The organism is Microbispora sp. NPDC046933 (genome assembly GCF_040644635.1).
Classification (GTDB): domain Bacteria; phylum Actinomycetota; class Actinomycetes; order Streptosporangiales; family Streptosporangiaceae; genus Microbispora.
The window spans coordinates 125,843-145,669 of sequence record NZ_JBEYWW010000024.1 but is presented as its reverse complement, the minus strand read 5'-3'; the positions used below and the strand labels follow the sequence as shown (position 1 = coordinate 145,669).

10 protein-coding genes are annotated in these 19,827 nt (G+C 70.8%); 1 reads left to right on the top strand and 9 read right to left on the bottom strand.

Annotated features, from left to right (window positions below; genetic code table 11):
- Nucleotides 1-31: 31 nt before the first annotated feature.
- On the bottom strand, nt 32-8,452 hold the full coding sequence (locus ABZ857_RS29170) for a DNRLRE domain-containing protein (protein WP_357048745.1): 8,421 nt from the start codon (nt 8,450-8,452) through the stop codon (nt 32-34).
- 419 nt (nt 8,453-8,871) lie between these two features.
- Between ABZ857_RS29170 and ABZ857_RS29165 the strand changes: the two genes are divergently transcribed.
- Nucleotides 8,872-12,051 (top strand): penicillin acylase family protein, encoded by a 3,180-nt coding sequence (locus ABZ857_RS29165; RefSeq protein ID WP_357048742.1) that lies wholly within the window; start codon nt 8,872-8,874, stop codon nt 12,049-12,051.
- A gap of 8 nt (nt 12,052-12,059) precedes the next feature.
- Here ABZ857_RS29165 and ABZ857_RS29160 read toward each other — a convergent pair whose 3' ends face one another.
- From ABZ857_RS29160 to infC, 8 genes are all read right to left on the bottom strand, one after another.
- Nucleotides 12,060-12,350 carry a hypothetical protein gene (locus ABZ857_RS29160; protein WP_357048739.1) on the bottom strand — a complete coding sequence of 97 codons (291 nt, stop codon included), beginning with the start codon at nt 12,348-12,350 and terminating at the stop codon, nt 12,060-12,062.
- Between the two features lie 64 nt (nt 12,351-12,414).
- Nucleotides 12,415-14,985, bottom strand: a complete 2,571-nt coding sequence (locus tag ABZ857_RS29155; protein WP_357048736.1) for a phenylalanine--tRNA ligase subunit beta — start codon at nt 14,983-14,985, stop codon at nt 12,415-12,417.
- A complete protein-coding gene (pheS, locus tag ABZ857_RS29150; protein WP_357048733.1) occupies nt 14,985-16,085 on the bottom strand; it encodes a phenylalanine--tRNA ligase subunit alpha in 1,101 nt (366 codons plus the stop codon). The genes ABZ857_RS29155 and pheS overlap by 1 nt, the downstream gene beginning before the upstream one ends.
- A gap of 110 nt (nt 16,086-16,195) precedes the next feature.
- Complete coding sequence (locus tag ABZ857_RS29145; RefSeq protein ID WP_357048808.1) at nt 16,196-17,230, bottom strand: ATP-binding protein; 1,035 nt, start codon at nt 17,228-17,230, stop codon at nt 16,196-16,198.
- A gap of 157 nt (nt 17,231-17,387) precedes the next feature.
- Nucleotides 17,388-18,221 carry an RNA methyltransferase gene (locus tag ABZ857_RS29140; RefSeq protein ID WP_357048730.1) on the bottom strand — a complete coding sequence of 278 codons (834 nt, stop codon included), beginning with the start codon at nt 18,219-18,221 and terminating at the stop codon, nt 17,388-17,390.
- Nucleotides 18,222-18,291: 70 nt separating this feature from the next.
- Nucleotides 18,292-18,672, bottom strand: coding sequence for a 50S ribosomal protein L20 (gene rplT / locus ABZ857_RS29135; protein ID WP_139575007.1), 381 nt, complete (start codon nt 18,670-18,672; stop codon nt 18,292-18,294).
- A gap of 22 nt (nt 18,673-18,694) precedes the next feature.
- The gene (gene rpmI / locus ABZ857_RS29130) at nt 18,695-18,889 is read right to left on the bottom strand and encodes a 50S ribosomal protein L35 (protein ID WP_030504936.1); all 195 of its coding nucleotides are present in this window, start codon (nt 18,887-18,889) and stop codon (nt 18,695-18,697) included.
- A 144-nt stretch (nt 18,890-19,033) separates the two neighbouring features.
- Nucleotides 19,034-19,651 carry a translation initiation factor IF-3 gene (gene infC / locus ABZ857_RS29125; protein WP_357048805.1) on the bottom strand — a complete coding sequence of 206 codons (618 nt, stop codon included), beginning with the start codon at nt 19,649-19,651 and terminating at the stop codon, nt 19,034-19,036.
- Nucleotides 19,652-19,827 lie beyond the last annotated feature (176 nt).

Here is a 19,827-nt window from a genome sequence, read left to right as displayed (position 1 = left end):
CCGGTCGCGGCGGCGGCCGCCGCCCTGCCCACTAGCATTGTGGATATCCTCCGTCTTTCCAGCCGGCCTGCTCTTCGAACCTGTTCCCGCACGGATCGCTGCCTTCCAGGAAGTACAGGATTGCGAAAGTGAACCATAGGCCCGTCTTGTTCGCATAGTGGTACCACTGCTGGGCGTGCCGATATTCGTGATGCAGAAGGGGGCGCTTGTCGTCGCTGAGAGCCTCCTTCATGGTCAGCGAGGTCAGGAACACCCTGCCGATCGTGTAACCGATGCGGCCCTCGGGGAACATCCATTTAGGCAGGCCGCCGCAGACGAACAGGCCCGAAGCCGGTGTGCAGGGACTGCCGAATTTCAGCTTGGCCCATTCGAGGAGTTTCGACTCGACGACTCGCAGCTGGACGTCACTACTGAACTCCACTCCCGCGCCCACCAGGGAGACGAAGGTCCGCATGATGATTTCCGCGGCCTTGCCGAGGCCGTATTTGAACTTCTGGTAGATCTCCTTTGAAGCCGTTTCGAGCATGCCGCAGCTGCCGGCCTGGCCGGTGATCACCTTGCAGAACGCTTCCCTGACCTCGATCCAGCCCTTCTTCGAGAAGGCCGCTTTGAGCTTGGCCATGAAGGCCTCGGACTTACCCGAGGGCAGGAAAGCCTCGGGGTCGATCGTGCCGTCCTTGGAGATCTTCACGTTCTTGACGATCTTCCACATGAGGTCGAGTTCGTCGTAGCTCAGCCGCGGGTCGTACGCCGTCATGTAGGCGTCACGTCGCACCTTCGACGCATCCCAATAGCCCTTGGGCGCCTCCCGGCCGTTCGGCATGACGCCGAGTTCCTTGGCCCGCTCGTCGGTGAACTTCGGCTGCGTGGCCTGGTACTCGGGCGAGTACATGTAGTTGATCCACCAGTTCCAGGCGGCGTCGGTCATGTAGCAGGTGTCGCCGCTGCACACGTATCCGCCGCAGGCGTAGCCGGCGAGGCAGACCTCGACACCGGAGTGCCCGGTGGGGTCGGCGGTGGTGAGGGGCGCCGCGTCGCCGTACGTGTAGCGGTTGGCCCGGACGGAGGGAACCGGGTCCAGGGTCGCGGTGTCGCGCGAGGCGAAGGTGCCGCTGCCGGGCTGGTACCAGCGGGTCGCCATGTTGACCTTCCCGCTGCCCTGATCGGTGTAGCCGCCCTGATAGCCCAGATCGTGGGTGGTTCCGGTCTGGGCGACGACCTGTCCGAAGGGGTCGAAGGCGGTGGAGCCCGCCAGGCTCGTCCCCTGGGCGGCGAAGGCGCCGACGAGATCGCCGTGCAGGTCGGTCAGGGCCATCTGGGGCCCGCCGGCGTCGGAGACGCTCAGCAGGTTGCCCAGGGCGTCGCGCCCGAACGCCGCCTTCGCGGCGCCGTCGGCGCCGGTGACCGTCAGCAGGTTGTTGGTCAGCCCGTCGTAGGTGAAGCGTCCGGTGTCCTGGCCCTTGACGCGGGTGGTCATCCGGTCCAGCGCGTCGTAGCCGTACTGGACGTCCTCGTCCTGGACCAGCCGGTCGAAGGCGTCGAACTTGCTGATCGAGACCCGTCCGCCGGTGTTCTTCTCGGCGAGCGTGCCGCGCGCCGTGTAGGTGTAGGTGCTGCCGCCGCCGGACAGGAGGCGGTTGCGCTCGTCGTAGGTGTAGGTCGCGTCACCGGCCCGGATGCGGTTGCCCGCCGCGTCCCAGCCGTAGTCCGTGGTCTTCCCGTCCGGGGCGGTCCACGAGGTGAGCCGCCCGGCCCAGTCGTAGGTGTAGCTGTTGGCGCCCGCGCCGGCCGTGCCGCTGGTGGTCTTGGAGACCATGTTGTCGTCGCGGTCGTAGCCGTACTCGGTGGCCGCGATCTGACCACCCGAACCGGACTTCAGCTCGTCCTTGATCAGCCGGTCCAGCGGGTCGTAGGAGAAGGTGCGGCTCGCGCCGCCCGTGCCGTAGCCCAGGCTGGTGAGGCGTGAGGCGCGGTCGTACCCGTAGCTGACCGTGGTCCCGGTGACCGGGTCGGTGGCCTGGGTGAGCCGGTCGTCGCCGTCCCAGGAGAAGGACGCCGTCCCGCTCGCCCCGAGGCGCTGGGTCAACCGGCCATTGGCGTCGTAGCCGTACGCGTTGAGGTCGCCGTTCTGACCGGTCACCTTGAGCAGCAGGCCGCGGTCGTTGTAGGCGAACGCGAGGTCGCCTGCGCTGGTGAGGTGCCCCGCGAGGTCGTAGCCGAAGGTCTTGTCCGCGGTGGCCGCCTCGGCACCGCTTCCGGTCTGCTTGGTGAGCCGGTTCAGCTCGTCGAAGGTGCGGTTGACCCGGACCCCGCCAGGTGCGATCTCCACGACCGGGTTGCCGGCGCTGTCGTAGATCGTGGTCCAGGTGCGGTCCGCCGGGTTGGGATGAGCGGTGGTCGACGGCTCGATGACCGACTCCACCAGTTCGAGGGAGTTATAGGTGGTGATGGTGGCGTTGCCGCGCCCGTCGGTGACGCGGGTGCGCGAGCCGATCGCGTCGTAGCCGAAGCGGGTGGTGATCGTCTCGTCGGCGGAGACCGGTTCCCTGACCTCGACGAGCCGGTTGCCCGCGTCGAAGGCCTGGCGGAGAGTGTGCCCCTCGGGGGTGGTCTGGCTGATCAGGTTGCCCGCGGCGTCGTAGCCGAGCGCCTGGGTGCGGAGCAGGTCCCCGGAGGAGGCGAACTGCTTGACCGCCACCTTCCGGCCCGCCCGGTCGTACTCGTTGACCGTGCTCGTCCCGGTGGGCGTCGTGGCCTTGGCCGGTCGCCCGGCGAGGTCGTAGGCGATGGTGCTCGTGTTGCCCAGGGCGTCGGTCTCGGCCGTGACGGCGCCGGCCGCGTCGTACTCACGGGTCAGGACGTCCCCCGCGGGCCGAATCTGCCTGGTGACCCGTCCGGCGGTGTCGTACTCGAGCCGGGTGACGTAGACCCCCGCGGCCGGCCGCCGCTCGACGGCCGTCTTGGTGATCACCCGTCCCAGGTCGTCGTAGGTCGACTCGGTACGGGCGCCCGTCGGGTCGGTCGTCGAGAGCAACTCTCCCGCCAGGTCGTAGGTATAGGTCCACTGGCCGGGATCGGCGGCGCCGACCTTCGGATCGGTGCTCCGGACGCGGCGGCCGAGGCCGTCGTAGGTCGCCGTGGTGACCTGGCCGCGTTCGTCGGTGACGCTGACCTGCTGGCCGGCCCCGTCGTAGCCGTACTTGACGGCCGGGGTGACGGCCGCCCCTCCCGGCGGCGTGTAGGCCGGCCTGGACTCCGAGGTCAGCCGCCCTGCCCTGTCGTAGGCCGCGACCGAGGTGCGGCCCTCGGGGTCCACCACGTGCGTGAGCTCGCCGGCGGTGTCGTAGCCCATCTTGGCGGTGGGCCGGGTGCGGGCCGGCGTGCCGCCGCCGCGTTCCACCATGACAGGCGGGTACGCGGCCTCGACCGCCCGCTCGGCGAGGTCGTAGCGAATGGTCGTGGTGTAGTCGGCCGCGGTGGCGCCCGACGCGTTGCCACGCGGATCGGTGATGCCGACGGTGAGGCCGCGGTCGTCGACCGCGTAGGTGGTCACCAGGTCCTCGCCGTCGTTCCTGACGGTCTTGCGGACCGGCTTGTCGAGCTCGTTGTACGCGAACTCGGTGACCTCCGTACGGCCCGCTCCGGCCGCGGTCTGGCTGATCTCGGAGATGTTGTCGTTGGCGTCGTAGGCGTAGGTGGTGGTGCGGCCCAGCTTGTCGGGATCGAGGGTCTTGGAGATCAGCCGGCCGGCCGCGTCGTAGGCCGCGTCCACCCGGGTGAGGCCGCCGTCCGTGGTCTGCCTGGTCAGATTGCCTGCCGCGTCGTAGACGTCCTCTTCGAGGACGACGTCGGCGCCGGTCGCGGCGCCGTTGAGCCGGGCGCCCTTGGCGATCTTCTGGGCCTGGCGGTCGTCGGCGTAGTAGGTGAAGGCGGTGGTACGGCCCATGGCGTCGGTCCTGCTCGCCAGCCTCCCGCCCGGGTCGTAGGCGAGGGACTCGACGACCACGTCCGCCGCCGGGGTGGGCGCGACCGGGCTGCCGGTCCAGCCGGCGAGGGTGGTGGAGGCGAGTTCGTCGCGGGCCGTGTAGGCGTAGTGGTAGACGGTGCCGCGTTCGTCGGTGTAGCTGGTCTTGCGGCCCTTGTGGTCGTAGGCGTACCGCTTGACGCCGCCCTCGGCGCCGGTGACGGTCTCGGGGCGCCCGTAGCCGTCGTAGGTGTAGGTGACGGTCCGGTCGGGGTCGCCGCCGGTGAGGTCCGCCCACACCTCGGTGAGCTTGTTCCCGTCGGCGTCGTAGGTCGTGCGCTGCTCGCTGGTGTGGGTCACCCCGGTGACCTCGTTCCTGACGCCGGCCCCGGTGGTGCGGACCAGCCGCCCGACGGGGTCGTAGCCGTACGAGGTGGTCACCCCACCGGGCACGGCCGACGAGATCTTCGTCGTGGCCGTCACCCGGCCGATGGGGTCATGTGTGAATTTCAGGACCTGCCCGGACGGCTGCGTCGCCGTCGCGAGGTCGCCGGCCGAGGTGTAGGCGAAAGTGGTCGTGTTGCCCTTGCGGTCGGTCTGCGTCTTGAGCAGCCCGCCCGGGGTCGTGCCGCCGCCCACGGCCGCCTCGGTGCCGTCGGTGTACGTCCAGCTCGCCGACCGGCCCGAGGGGAAGCCGGGGGTCGGCGGCCCGGTCAGTTTGATCCTGTCACCGTGCTCGTCGTACTCGATCCTGGTGAGGTAGGTGTCGTCGGCGAGTCCCGACGACCGGGCGTCGCGGATCTCGATTGGCTGGTCGTTACGGGGATCGAAGAGGTCGTCGCCGTCCACGTGATAGGTGCGGTACTCCGTGCCGCACGACCCGGCGGTCCGGCAGACGGTCTTCGCCAGCACGTTCCCGCGTCCGTCGTTGACGGACTGCCGGACGTTGCCGTTGGGGTCGGTGACCTTGGCGACGAAACCGCCGGTGTCGTACTCGAACGTCGTCTTCTTGCCGAGCTGGTCGGCGGAGGAGACGAGCCTGTCGTCGCGTGAGGCGTCGTCGACGTACGTCAGGGTGCCGTTGTGGGGGTCGGCCACGGTGATGGTCGCGAGGGTCGCCCCGGTGGAGTCCTTGGTGTACGCGGGGGACGACAGCTTCCACAGGCCGCCGTTCGCGTCGGTGTGGGTCAGCAGGCGTCCGCCGTCGGCGGCGTAGGTGTTCACCGCCGCGACACGGCCCGAGGCCTTGGTGATCTTCGTGAGCTGGTACCGGACCTGCCGGGTGCGGTAATGGGTGAGGATCTGCTCCAGACGCAGCGGCTTGCCGTAGACGGCGACCTCGTCGATCGAGCCGGCGAAGGGGAAGGGCCGGCTGGAGGTCACCGTGCCCGGCCAGCTGGAGGACGCGAAGCCGTACCCGATTCGGGCGTCCCACTGGCCCAGGTTCGTGATCTGCTGGGCGAGGGTGCCCACCTGCTGGCCGTCCAGGTAGAGGGTCTGGGTGGTCCTGGCCCCCGACAGCGCCACGTGGTGCCAGTTTCCGTCGTTGACGGCCGTGGCGGAGGTGATCGGGGCGACGGTTCCGGTCCACAGCTGGCCGCGCAGTTTGCCGTCGGTGCCCACGTAGATCGCCGGTGTGTACATGCTCGGCGCGTCGGTGGCCGAGTTCTGGTAGCCGAGGATGGTGCCCGAACCGGTGGTCTTGAACCACGCCTCGATCGTGGTGTCGCCGCCCAGCCCGTTGATCACTCCGGCGGGCAGGGAGACGTACGCGGAGCCGGTCGCGCCCTTGAAGGTCATCGCGGTGTCGGACGAGCCGTCCAGCGGAGCCGGCGTGCCGCCGGTGGCGTCCGCGGTGCTCCCGGCGATCGTCGCGTCGCCGACGCCGGAGATCGACTTCATGGCGTTGCCGATCGTGCTGCCGAGCCCGGTGCCGGTCTCGTTCAGCCGCCAGTAGCCGACGGGCCTGCCGTCGATGACCGAGCTGCGGTACTGGGAACGGTCGCCGTACTCGTAGCGGACACAGGCGCCGCCGGACGACGGCGGGCAGACCTTGACGAGATAGTCCCCGTCGTAGGCGTAGCTCCAGGTGATCGGAGCGCCGTCCACCGCGTCGGAGGCCACACCGGTCACGTGGCCGCCGCTCCAGGTGAAGGTGAGCGAGCGTCCGCCCGCCCCGATGACCTTGGCCAGTTTCCCGTCCGTGCCGTACTGCAGGGTCTGCGTGCGGCCCCGGCTGTCGGTGACCTTGACCAGCCGTCCCGCGGAGTCGAACCAGTAGGAGGTGGACTCCTTGTCCATCAGCCGCCAGCCGCCCCCGCTCTGCGTGGCCAGGGTGGCGTAGGTCCCGGCCGGGGACGCGTAGGTGCCGTCGCCCTTCTCGGCGAACCGCCACTGCCGCCCGTCGGGGTAGGTGATCAACACGGTGGACCTGAGCGGCTCGTTCTCCAGCCGGGTGTCCCAGCGTGTGGTCCAGCCCGCCCCGAACGCCCCGTCGGTGCGGGGGTCGAGGCTGTTGTAGGTGCGCACCACCGACAGCGGCGGTCCGACGGCGGCGACCGTCAGGTCGGTCTCGGTGTGGGTGTAGTTGCCGGTCACGTGGTTGAACTCACGCCCGTCGGTGCCCGCGGCCAGCAGGGCGTTGATCGAGTCCTGCTCCGGGACGGCGGTGAAGCTGCGCCAGGACGACGTCGCCGTCGCGGCACTGGTCGCGGCCTGCGCGTACCACCAGTAGGTCTTGCCCCACTGCAGCTTGCCGGCCGGGATCGTCCACGCGCCCTTGACCCAGGTCGACGACTCGCACCAGGTCCAGTTGTCCTTGGGGCCCGCGCACACCTGGTACCAGTACGACGTCGCCGCCTCGCCGGGCACCTGCGCATAGGCGGACAGGGCCGGCGTGAGCGAACCGACCTGCGTGTTGTCTGCCGGGGTGAACTGCTGGAAGGACACGGTGTCCAGCGGCATGGCGGTCACCCGCGCGGTCTGCCAGTCCGACCAGGCCGAGTAGGCCGCGCCGTCGTAGGCGCGGGCCCGGTACTGGATCGACTGCCCGTCGGAGAGCTTCCCGGCGGGGACGGCCACCGTCGCCTTGCCTCCGGCGGCGACCCCGCTGGCGGTGCCGCTCCACACCAGGGAGCTGCCCACCTGCACCTGGAACTCGCCGCTGAGGCTGCCACCGTCCACGTCCGACAGCACGGCCGACAGCACCGGCGTCAGCGAGGTCACCACCCCGCCGGTCTCCCCCGTCACCGTGGGAGCGGCCGCCGGGGCCGCCACCGTCGGCGCGGTGTTCGGCGGAGTGTAGGTCAGGGTCAGGACGGGCTTGGTGGACGACTCGGCGGACGCGAAGGTCCGCGTCTGGCTGCTCGTCCCCTCCGGGCCCATGAGCCGCACCCCGTAGTTGCCGGACGTGCCGGAGACCCACCCCGCCGCCATCGTGGTGACGTCCCACTTCATCGCCCTGGGGCTGGAACTGCCGCACGACCCCGAGGACGGGGAGACGTTCGTGCCGGAGATCGCCGATCGGTCGGCCGACGGCTGGTCGTACCAGGCGATACTCGACGACCACGACGACATCACCCTGGAGGCCGTCACAGAAACGCTGCTGCACGCGTTGGAGCTGGAATTCCACAGCTTCATCTCGGCGGCGGTCACCGTGGCGCCCGCGGGCACGGCCGATACGTTGAACCGCACAAACGCCCGGTCCCGCACATAGCTGGTGGGAATCTCGTACGTGTTGGCGCTCGTCCCCACCCACAGCGAAGAGGAGGAGGGATGACCGGACCCGAGCTGGTATGTACCGTCCTGGTAGACGGTGGTCTCCACGTACGTGTCCGTGCTGACGGAAGCGGTGACCTGAGTGGACAGCGTCCCATTGCTGTTGGCGAAGGTCTGGGAGTTCTCCGTGGTGGCGCTCTCCACCAGGACCTGGGATTTGGTGCGCCGCGCGGTCTCCAGCGCGGCGGCGAGCTCCGTCGTCTCCTTCGCCGATGCCTTCTTCTCCGCCTCCCGGGCCGGCTTACCGGCGTCAGGGGCCGGCGACGGCTTCAACTCGGGAGGTAACGGCGGAGGGGAGGCGAGCCCGCCCTTGGCCGGCTCGCCGGACGTCTTGTGGCGCTCGTCGAGCGGCAGGCCGCCCGCGGGACGCTTCGCCTTCTCCTGCGACGGGGAGACGCCGGCCGCCCGGGTGGCGGCGGAGTCGACCAGGTGCGGCAGCCCCGCGGCGGAACCCGACTGCTGAACGGGCGGCTCCGTCACGGAGCCCGCCACGGAACCGGGCGCCTCGAGCGTCGTCCGCACCGCCTGCGCCGCGGCGGGAAGCGCCGTGAGCTGCACGAGCCCCGGCAGGGCGACCGCCAGCGCCAGGGCCTGGACCCGGGCGTACCACCGGCCGCGCCGGGATTTCGGTGTCAGGGCCGGACGCCCGGATGCCCCATGTCCCGGCGACGCCGAAACCGAAAGGAAACGTACGCGCTGAAAAAGACGCATGGAGCCATCCCTGGAATCCGGTCCAACCGACGAGAAGCCCTGCAGCCGTTCCAGCACCCCGAGAATTTAATCCACTGGACCGGTGAATCACATAACCGACCGGAATTTACCCGCAGAGAATCAACAGAGTCCACACGAAAATAATGTGATCTGCGCCATATAGAAAATCCGCCATTTCTCTAGATTTCATCTAGAGAAATAACCGGGATGACACGCGGGTGAATGCCGGGAAGACGGCCCGCTCGCCCGCCTTCCCGAACTCGGAGCGTCGGCCGCGCTCGGACGGGGCCGTGATCACCTCGAACTGGGCATTGCCCCTCTGGTTACCCGCGCGTATCGTCCAGAGTTGAGCAGTGCTCACGTTATGTGCACAGACAGTGGTCCCTTCACCCCCCGACACCGCGAAGGGAAGTCCCCCCATGCACGCGCGCCTTCGACGGGCGATCACCGCTGCCGCCGCGCTGGCCCTCGTCGCCGTCGGCCTGCCGGCGGCGCCGGCCGCAGCGGCCCCCTACTACCCGCCCGACGACTACTGCCTGGGCCAGTGCGCGGACATCCTTCCGCCCGGCCAGAACGGCAACGCCACGCTCGTGGACATCCTGGGCAACCAGACCCTCGGCACGTACCCGGCCCACAGCAAGGACCAGCTCGGCAAGTACGCCGACCTGATCTCGGGCTACAGCGGCCTGACCGACGAGCAGATCTCCGCGTTCTTCGACGACAGCGCGTTCGGCGTGCCGGCGAACCAGGTCGAGAGCACGGTGAGCCCGCGCTCGGACGTCACGATCGTCCGCGACAAGGCGACCGGCGTCCCGCACATCACCGGCACCACCCGCGAGGGCACCATGTTCGGCGCCGGATACGCCGGCGCGCAGGATCGCCTGTGGCTGATGGACCTCATGCGCCACGTCGGCCGGGGCGAGCTGACGCCGTTCGCCGGCGGCGCCGCCGGCAACAGGGAGCTGGAGCAGAGCGTCTGGCGTAACTCCCCCTATACGGAAGCCGACCTCCAGGCCCAGATCGACCGGCTGAAGACGACCGGGACCCGGGGCGCCCAGCTCTACTCGGACGTGCAGAACTACGTCGCCGGGATCAACGCGTACATCGACCACTGCATGGCCAACCGCGACTGCCCGGGCGAGTACGTGCTGACCGGACACCTCGACGCGATCACGAACAAGGGCGGCCCGGAGGACTTCCGGATGACCGACCTGATCGCGATCTCCGGCGTGATCGGCGGTCTGTTCGGCGGTGGCGGCGGCGCCGAGATGCAGTCCGCTCTCGTGCGCGTGGCCGCGCGGGCGAAGTACGGCGCCGCCGAGGGCGACCGGGTCTGGGCGGCCTTCCGCTCGCAGAACGACCCGGAGACCGTGCTGACCCTGCACGCCGGGCAGAGCTTCCCCTTCGGGGCGGCCCCTGCCGGCGCGACCGGGGTGGTGCTACCCGACGCCGGCGCGACCGCGCCGGTCGACATCACGGCCAACGAGACCGGCACCGCGACGTCCGCGACCACGCAGGTCAGAAGCGCGCTGACCGGGCTCACGGTGGACAACTCCAAGCCGGAGATGTCCAACGCCATCGTGGTCTCGGCCGCCAAGGCGACCGGCGGCCACCCGATCGCCGTGTTCGGCCCGCAGACCGGCTACTTCGCGCCGCAGCTGCTCATGCTCGAGGAGCTGTCCGGGCCCGGCATCCGGGCGCGCGGCGCCGCCTTCGCCGGGCTCAACCTCTACGTGCTGCTCGGACGCGGCACCGACTACGCCTGGAGCGCCACCTCCGCCGCCGAGGACATCACCGACGCGTACGCGGTGACGCTGTGCGACCCGAACGGCGGCACGCCCGCCGTCTCCAGCGATCACTACCTCTACCACGGCGTCTGCACGCCGATGGAGACGCTGAAGAAGACCAACTCCTGGAAGCCCAACACGGCCGACTCCACCGCCGCGGGTTCGTACGACCTGGTCATCAAGCGCACCGAGTACGGCCTGGTCACCTGGCGGGGCACGGTCGGCGGCGTGCCGACGGCGTTCACCACGCTGCGCTCGACCTACCAGCACGAGGCGGACTCCGCGATCGGCTTCCAGATGTTCAACGACCCGGCCGAGATGGGCTCGGCCGCCGCCTTCCAGAACTCCGCGTCGAAGATCGGCTTCGCGTTCAACTGGTTCTACGTGAACTCCGCCGACGCGGCGTACTTCATGTCCGGCAACGTCCCGCTGCGGTCGGCGGTGTCCGATCCGAACCTGCCCATGACAGGCGACGCCGCGCACGAGTGGAGCGGCTTCGACCCGGCGGCGAACACGGCGTCCTACGTCCCGCCCGCGGCACATCCCCAGGCGGTCAACCAGGACTACTTCGTGAGCTGGAACAACAAGCAGGCCAAGGACTTCGGCGCGGCCGACGGCAACTTCAGCTTCGGCTCGGTCCACCGGGGCGACCTGCTCGACGCCCCGGTCAAGGCGGCCCTGTCCTCGGGCACCCTCGACCGCGCGGGGGTCGTGAAGATCATGGCGTCGGCCGCGACGACCGACCTGCGCGGGTGGAAGGTGCTGCCCAGGCTGCTGCGTGTGATCAACAGCGCCTCCGTCTCCGACCCCGCCCTCGCCCCGGCCGTCTCCAAGCTGTCCGCCTGGGCCGCCGCGGGCGCCAGGCGGGAGGAGACCGCCAAGGGCAGCAAGACGTACGCGCACGCCGACGCCATCCGGATCTTCGACGCATGGTGGCCGAAGCTGGTCCGGGCGCAGTTCCGGCCCGGGCTGGGCGACGACCTCTACCAGGCGCTGGTCAACGCACTGCAGATCAACGAGTCGCCGTCCGGGCACCAGCAGGGCGACGTCTCCTCGCTGCCCGGCTCGGCCAACGAGGCGCAGGCCCACAAGGGGTCGTCGTTCCAGTACGGCTGGTGGGGCTACGTGGACAAGGACATCCGGGCCGTGCTGGGCGACCCGGTGGCCGCTCCCCTGCCGGCGAAGTACTGCGGGGCGACCGTGGCGGCCTGCCGTACGGTCCTGCTGGACAGCCTGTCGGCGGCGCTGGCCGAACCGGCGGCGACGACCTACCCGGGTGACGACTCCTGCTCGGCGGGCGACCAGTGGTGCGCCGACGCCGTCAGGCAGTCACCACTGGGGGGTGTCAAGCACTCGCTGATCTCCTGGCAGAACCGGCCGACCTACCAGCAGGTCGTCTCGTTCCCCGCGCATCGCGGAGACGACGTGACCGACCTCGCCCTGGGTCGTACGGCGAGCGCGTCCAGCACCCAGGGCTCCTACAGCCCCGCGAAGGCCGTCGACGGAGACCCGGCCAGCCGGTGGGCCAGCGGGTGGAGCGACAACCAGTACGTCCAGGTCGATCTCGGCTCGGCGAAGACCGTGGGCCGGGTGATCCTGCGCTGGGAGGCGGCATACGGCTCGTCGTACCGGATCCAGACCTCGCCGGACGGCGCCACGTGGACCACCGTCGCGCAGACGACCACGGGCGACGGCGGCGTGGACAACGTCACGTTCGCGCCGGTCGGCGCGCGGTACGTGCGGATGCAGGGCGTCAAGCGCGCCACCGGCTACGGCTACTCGCTGTACTCCTTGGAGGTGTACGGCAGATAGGACGACGATCAGCCCGGCTCGCGCCAGCCCTCGCCCTCCTCGGCGAGGGCGTCGAGCCGGGCGAGGTCGACCGGGCCGAGGGCGCCGCCCGGATCGTCCACGACGACCACCCACTGGGCGTCCTCGGCGTCGTCCTCGCCCGCGAGCAACTCACGGACGACGGTGGGGACGCCGAGTGCCGGGAACAGCTCGGCCACGCTTTCGGCGGACTCCTCCGCGCTGTCCCGCTCGGGGAACACCAGCAGGTGACGCACCGCTCCTCCGGGAGAGACGACCGCGGGTGCCGGCACTGTGTTCATAAGAACGTGCTCGTCAGGAGCATGCTCATTCGCACCGTGCCGGCACCCGCTCAGGCGATCATGCTCAGGCGCCGCGGAGCTGGGCTCCGGTGCGCTCGGCGGCGAGGGCGACGGCGGCGTCGCGCGCCGCCGTGGTCTCCTCGACCGTGAGCGTGCGGTCGGGAGCCCGGAACCGCAGCGTGTACGCCAGGGACTTGTTGCCCTCGCCCACCTGCGGGCCGGTGTAGACGTCGAACAACCTGATCGACTCCAGCAGGTCGCCCGCCCCCGCCCGGAGGGCGGCCTCGACCTCGGCGACCGGGGTCGAGGCCGCGACGGTCAGCGCGACGTCCTGCGTGGCCACCGGGTAGGCGGACACGGCGGGCGTCTGCACCGGCCCATCGGGGCTCAGCAGCGACAGCTCCAGCTCCATCGCGCAGGTGCGCGGCGGCAGCCCGTAGGCCTCGACGACCCGGGGGTGCAGCTCGCCGGCGTGACCGACCAGCACCGGCTCGCCGGTCTCCGCGTCGGTGACGGTCAGCGCGGCGCACCGTCCAGGATGCCACGGCTCGTGCTGGTCGGCCCGGACGCCGAGCTCCACGCCCGCCGCCCGCGCGACCGTGCGGGCCGCCTCGACGGCGTCCGCCCAGGTCGCCTGCCGGCCCTCGCCCCACCAGCCGGAGCGCTCGAACTCTCCCGCCAGCACCACGGCCACCCGGAGCGGCTGCCTCGGCAGCGCCGTCTCGATCGCCGCCAGCTCCTCCTCGGTGGGCCTGCGGTCGACCGGGAGGACCGGAGCCGTCGCGGGAGCCTGCGGCTCGGGCCGGTAGACCAGCCCGGACTCGAACAGCGCCACGTCGGCGAAGCCTCGGCCCACATTGCGCACCAGGGTCTTCAGCAGGCCCGGCAGCAGCGTGGTCCGCATGTACGGCTCGTCCTCGCTGAGCGGGTTGACCAGCCGGGTCGCCCGCCTGCGGGGGTCCTGCTCGGGCAGCAGCAGGGTGTCGAGGTCGCGCGGCCCCATGAACGGGTAGGCGAGCACCTCCACATATCCCGCGTGGGCCAGCGCGCGGCCCACGCGGCGGCGCAGCCGCTGCGCCTCGGTCAGCCCGCCCCCGGCCGGAGCGGGCGGCAGCACCGACGGGATGCGGTCGTACCCCTCCAGCCGGATGACCTCCTCGGCGAGGTCGTTCGGGTCGGTGAGGTCGGGGCGCCACGTCGGCGGGATGACCGTGATCAGGTCGTCGCCGTCGACGGCCAGCCGGCCGGCGAGGTCGCCGGAGGCGAGCACGCCGGTGGCCGCGACGCCGTGTCCGGCCGTGGCCGCGGGGGCGGCGCCCTCCGTCACCACGCAGCCGATCTGCTCCAGCCTGCGGATCACGGCTTCCCGCTCGTACGGCACGCCCGCCACCCGGCTGGGGTGGTCGGCCGGGATGGTGATCCGCACCGGCGAGACCTCCACCTGGGCGTGGGTCACCCCGGGGTCGGCGACCGCCCCGCCCAGCTCGGCCAGGAGCTGGACGGCACGCCACGACGCGGTCAGCGGCAGCTCGCGGTCGACGCCGCGCTCGAACCGCTTGGACGCCTCGCTCACCAGGTTGTGCCGCCGCGACTCGCGGGCGATGCCGGTGGCGGAGAAGTGCGCCGCCTCGATGACGATGTCGGTCGAGGTCTCGGAGATCTCCGTGTGCAGGCCGCCCATCGTGCCGGCCATCGAGATCGGGCCCGAGTCGTCGGTGATGAGGATGTCCTCCTCGTGGAGCGTGCGCACCACGTGGTCGAGCGTCTCCAGCGTCTCCCCCGGCCGGGCCCGCCGCACGACGATCGGGCCGGACAGGCGCGACCGGTCGAAGGCGTGCAGGGGCTGGCCGAGCTCCAGCATCACGTAGTTGGTGATGTCGACGGCCAGCGAGACCGAGCGCATGCCGGCGCGGGCCAGCCGCACCCGCATCCACAGCGGGGACTCGGCGGCCGGGTCGAAGCCGGTGACCGAGCGCAGCACGAACCGGTCGCAGGCCGTGGGGTCGGCGATCGACGCGGGCCAGGACTCGCCGCCGCCGGACTCCGCCTCGCTCGCGGCCGGGTCGCGGAACGGCACGCCGAACGCGATGGCCGCCTCACGGGCGACGCCGCGGATCGACAGGGCGTATCCGCGGTCGGTGGCGACCTCCAGTTCGAGCACGTCGTCACGCAGGCCGAGCAGCTCGACCACGTCGGCGCCGATCGGGGTGTCCTGCGGCAGCAGCAGGATGCCCGGGGAGGACTCGGCGATGCCGAGCTCGGCCTCCGAGCAGATCATGCCGTCGGACAGGCGCCCGTAGGTCTTGCGGGAGCCGATCTCGAAACCGCCGGGAAGCACCGCGCCGGGGAGCGCGACCGGGACCACGGCGCCCTCGGAGAAGTTGGTCGCGCCGCACACGATCTCGCGCGGCGTCGCCTCCCCCACCTCGACCTTGCAGTGCCGGATCGGCTTCTTGAACCCGGTCAGCTCCTCGATCTCGAGGACCCGGCCGACCACGACGTTCTTGATCTCGTGGCCGTGCGAGTGGATGGCCTCCAGCTTGAGGCCGGCGGCGGTGAGCCGGTCGGCCACCTCCTGGGCGGTGACCGCGGGGAGATCGACGTACTCCCGCAGCCATGAAAGCGGGACCTTCATCAGACCTCCATCCCGAACGGCAGGGTGAACCGGATGTCGCCCTCGACCATGTCACGCATGTCCTCGGCGTTGTGGCGGAACATCAGCGTCCGCTCCACGCCCATGCCGAAGGCGAAGCCCGAGTAGACGGCGGGGTCGACGCCGCAGGCGAGCAGCACGCGCGGGTTGACCATGCCGCAGCCGCCCCACTCGATCCAGCCCTCCGACTTGCAGGTGCGGCAGGGCGGGTTGCCCGGCACCGCCGAGGAGCCGCGGCAGACGAAGCAGCGCAGGTCGAGCTCGGCCGACGGCTCGGTGAAAGGGAAGTAGTGCGGCCGGAAGCGGGTGGTGATCCCCGCGCCGAACATCACCTCGGCGAACCGGTCGAGCGTGCCCTTCAGGTGGGCCATCGTCAGCCCCTTGTCGACCGCCAGGCCCTCGACCTGGTGGAAGACCGGCGTGTGCGTGGCGTCCAGCTCGTCGGTGCGGAAGGTCTTGCCCGGCGACACCACGTACACGGGCAGCGGGCGCGACAGCAGGGCCCTGATCTGCACCGGCGAGGTCTGGGTGCGCAGCACCTTGCCGGAGTCGACGCTCTCCACGAAGAACGTGTCGTGGTCGGACCTGGCCGGGTGGTCGGGGGCGATGTTGAGCGCGTCGAAGTTGAACCACTCGCCTTCGAGCTCGGGCCCCTCGGCCACCTCGTAACCCATCGCCACGAACGCGTCGGCGATGCGCTCCTGCAGGGTGGTCAGCGGGTGCCGGGCGCCGCGCGGCGCGCGGTCCCAGGGAAGCGTGACGTCGACGGTCTCCTCGATGAGGACCCGCGCGTCCCGCTCGGCCTCCAGCTCGGCCTGGCGGGCGGCGAGCGCCTCGCCGATCGCCTTGCGCGCGGCGCCGATCCGCTTGCCCGCCTCGGCGCGCGCGGCGGGCGGCAGTGCGCCGATCTCACGGTTCGCCAGCGCGATGGGCGAGCGGTCACCCACATGCGCGAGCCTGGCCTGCTTCAGATCGTCGAGGTCGCGCGCCGCGGCGATGGCGGCGAGGGCGTCGGCCTGCGCCCGCGCGACCTCGTCGGCGTGCAGCGGCGTCACCTCGACCGGGTCATAGGTGTTCGACAAGAGAGAGCTCCGTATCCAGGGGCCTGCGAGCGCCCTGCGCTCAGCGGCAACGAGTCTAGTCCGATCAGCCCACCGGGCCGTCCTCCGCGCGATCGGCCTGTGGAAAAGCCTCAGGCGAAATCAGGGGTGCCGGTGGGCAAGGTAAATCGGAACTCGGCGCCGCCGCCGGGCGCGCGCTGCACGCTGATCGTGCCGCCGTGGGCCTCGACGAGACCCTTGACGATGAACAGGCCGAGGCCGGTCCCCCCGCGGCGGCGGCCGTTGCCCCGCCAGAACTGGCGGAAGACGCGGCCGACCAGCTCGGGCGCCACGCCCTCACCCTGGTCCCGCACCGACACCGCCACACCCCATTCGACCGGCTCCACCACTATGGTCACCGTACCGCGTCCGTGGCGCACCGCGTTTTCCACCAGGTTCGCGAGGATCTGGTCAATCTTGTCCTGGTCGAGCCACATCTCGGGCAGCTCGCCGAGGACCTCGAGCCGGAAGCGGTCCTCCGGCTCCCCCGCCGCCACCCGGCCCGCGATGATCCTGCGGGCCCTGGCCGGCACGTCCACGATCTGGCGGTGGATCTCCACCCTGCCCGACTCGATGCGCGAGACGTCGAGCAGCTCGGTGATCAGCCGCGTCACCCGGTCGGCGTCCGCGTTGACCGTCTCCAGCATGACGCGCTTCTGGGCGTCGGTGAAGCGCTCCCACTTGGCCAGCAGTGTCGCGGTGAACCCCTTGACGCTGGTCAGCGGCGAGCGCAGCTCGTGGGCCACGGTCGAGACCAGGTCGGCGCGGCTGCGCTCGATCCGGGCGCGCGCCGAGGCGTCGCGCAGTGTGATCACGACGCGCTCCACGCGGCCGCCGCGCGGCGGCGTGCGGACGAAGCGCGCGGCGACGAGCATCTCCTGGCGGCCGGGCAGGTGCAGCGGCCGTTCCGGCTGGCGGCTGCGGATGGACAGCCCGCCCTGCGGGTCGAGCCACTTCCACCAGTCGCGGCCGTCCTGGTCGCGCATCGGCAGCACGTCGCCGATGAGCCTGCCCACCGCCGCCTCACGGGCCACGCCCGTCAGCCGCTCGGCGGCCCGGTTGACCATCAGGATCACGCCGTCGGCGTCGGTGGCGACGAGGCCGTCGGGAAGGTCGTCGACATCGATGTGCGCCCGCCCTCCGGCGTCCCCCTCAAGGGTGCCGCCGGGGGTGTCGTCACCTCGCACGAGACCGCCTCCTCGAGCTCCGGAACTGCGCGCGCCGAACGCCTCCTGCGCGACTCCTTCGCCGACAATAGCGGGTTTCCCGTGCCCGGCAGCAGCCTCAGAGCGCGGGGGTAGTGGGATCTTCCACGGAATGTAAGGTCTGCCGCTGAGCGCGCGCGGAAGCGTACAGGCAGACCGCGGCCGCGGTGGCGAGGTTGAGGCTCTCCGCCCGTCCGTAGATCGGGACGCGCACCACCTCGTCGGCCAGCGCGAGGAGCTCGGGCGGCAGCCCCCACGCCTCGTTGCCGAACAGCCAGGCGGTGGGCACGTCCAGGGCGACCTCGTCGAGCGTCCGGGTGCCCGCACCGTCGGCCGCGAGCACGCGCAGCCCCGCCTCCCGCGCGTGCCGTACGGCGTCCGCCACGGGAGTGCCGGTCACGACCGGCAGGTGGAACAGGCTGCCCGCGCTGGCCCGCACGCACTTGCCGTTGTACGGGTCCACCGACGCGTCGGTGAACACGACGGAGTCGGCGCCCGCGGCGTCGGCCGTACGCAGGACCGTGCCCGCGTTGCCGGGATCGCGCACGTGGGCGAGGATCGCCACCAGTCGCGTCCCCCGCGGCACCGCCTCGGCCAGCGGGACGTGCACGAACCGGCACACGGCCAGCAGTCCCTGCGGGGTGACCGTCTGGGTCAGCTCCGCCATGACCTCGCCGCTCGCGCGGTGGACCGGGACGCCCGCCGCGACGGCGGCGGCCACGATGTCGGCGTGCCGCGTCTCCGCCTCGACCGTCGTGAACAGTTCGACCGTGACGTCCTTGAGCGCGAGGGCCTCGCGGACCGCCTGCGGCCCCTCCGCCAGGAACGCCCGGTCGCGGTCCCGGAAAGCGCGCTTGGTCAGCCTGCGGGCCGCCTTGACACGCGGCGACTTGATGTTAGTGAGCTCCGCCATGCCCGCTTGTCCCCCCTCGACGTGGATGAGGGCCCACCGCAGGCGGCGGGCCCTCGTCTTTGAGCAGGTGTCAGGCGACCGGCGCGTTCACGTCGGACGGGAGCGCCTTCCTGGCGGACTCGACCAGCGTGGCGAAGGTCTGGGTGTCGTTCACCGCGAGGTCCGCGAGGATCTTGCGGTCGACCTCGATGCCGGCCAGGCGCAGGCCCTGGATGAACCGGTTGTAGGTGATGCCGTTCGCGCGGGCGGCGGCGTTGATCCGCTGGATCCACAGCCGGCGGAACGTGCCCTTCTTGTCCTTGCGGTCCCGGTACGCATAGGTCATCGAGTGGAGCATCTGCTCCTTGGCCTTGCGGTAGAGCCGCGACCGCTGCCCGCGGTAACCGCTCGCCCGCTCGAGGACGACCCGGCGCTTCTTCTTGGCGTTGAGCGCCCGCTTCACGCGTGCCATGTTGTTCTATCTCCCCGGGTCGTTACTTCGCGAGCAGCTTCTTGATCTTCTTGGTGTCGGCGTCGGACATGACGACGACGCCCTCGAGACGGCGCGTGCGAGTGGACGGCTTGTGCTCGAACAGGTGCTGCCGGTTGGCGCGGCGGCGGACAACCTTGCCGGATCCGGTGAGCCGGAACCGCTTCTTCGCACCGCTGTGCGTCTTCATCTTCGGCATCTCAGCCGTCTCTCCTCTTTCGTCCGTGCCGACGGCCCGGGCCGGTGACCCGGGCCGGCGGCCTGCCTTACTCCGCGAGACCGTCCCGGTCTCGGTTTCCGTGTACGTTTGCGGCGCCCCGCCTGGTGGTCCAGGCGGCGGGCGTCATTGCGGCTGCGCGGCCTGCTCGGCATGCTCCTCGGCGGGCTCCGCCGCCTGCTGGTCGGCGCCGCGGGCCTTGGCGGCGGCCTTCTCGGCCCTCGCCTCGGCCTTCTTCTTGTGCGGCCCGATCACCATGATCATGTTGCGACCGTCCTGCTTCGGCTGCGACTCGACGAACCCCAGGTCGGTGACATCCTCGGCGAGGCGCTGCAGGAGCCGGAAGCCCAGCTCGGGCCGGGACTGCTCGCGGCCCCGGAACATGATCGTGACCTTGACCTTGTCTCCCGCCTTCAGGAAGCGCACGACGTGACCCTTCTTGGTCTCGTAATCGTGCGGGTCGATCTTCGGCCGGAGCTTGATCTCCTTGATGATCGTGTGCGCCTGGTTACGGCGGGCCTCGCGCGCCTTCATGGCCGACTCGTACTTGAACTTGCCGTAGTCCATGAGCTTGCAGACGGGCGGGCGGGCCGTGGCCGCGACCTCCACCAGGTCGAGATCGCTCTCCTGGGCCAGCTTCAGCGCGTCGCCGATGGAGACGATGCCGACCTGTTCGCCGTTCGGGCCGACGAGGCGCACCTCGGGCACGCGAATACGGTCGTTGATGCGGGGCTCGGTGCTGATGGGACCTCCAAAAGACTTCCGCTTGTCTCGACCGCGCGGGACAAAAACAAAACCCCGCACGTCACGCATGCGGGGTCACTGAGCTCTCCTGCCGAAAACTCCGGTGTGATCCTGAACCCGTCCGCCTTTCGGCGGAGCAGGTGGGAGGAGGACCTCCGCTTGCGCGTCCAGCTCAT

Excerpts from the sequence above, each read along its gene's own strand:
- ABZ857_RS29170 (WP_357048745.1), bottom strand. The coding sequence starts at position 8,452 with ATGCGTCTTTTTCAGCGCGTACGTTTCCTTTCGGTTTCGGCGTCGCCG.
- ABZ857_RS29165 (WP_357048742.1), top strand. The coding sequence starts at position 8,872 with ATGCACGCGCGCCTTCGACGGGCGATCACCGCTGCCGCCGCGCTGGCC.
- ABZ857_RS29160 (WP_357048739.1), bottom strand. The coding sequence starts at position 12,350 with ATGAACACAGTGCCGGCACCCGCGGTCGTCTCTCCCGGAGGAGCGGTG.
- ABZ857_RS29155 (WP_357048736.1), bottom strand. The coding sequence starts at position 14,985 with ATGAAGGTCCCGCTTTCATGGCTGCGGGAGTACGTCGATCTCCCCGCG.
- ABZ857_RS29140 (WP_357048730.1), bottom strand. The coding sequence starts at position 18,221 with ATGGCGGAGCTCACTAACATCAAGTCGCCGCGTGTCAAGGCGGCCCGC.
- rplT (WP_139575007.1), bottom strand. The coding sequence starts at position 18,672 with ATGGCACGCGTGAAGCGGGCGCTCAACGCCAAGAAGAAGCGCCGGGTC.
- rpmI (WP_030504936.1), bottom strand. The coding sequence starts at position 18,889 with ATGCCGAAGATGAAGACGCACAGCGGTGCGAAGAAGCGGTTCCGGCTC.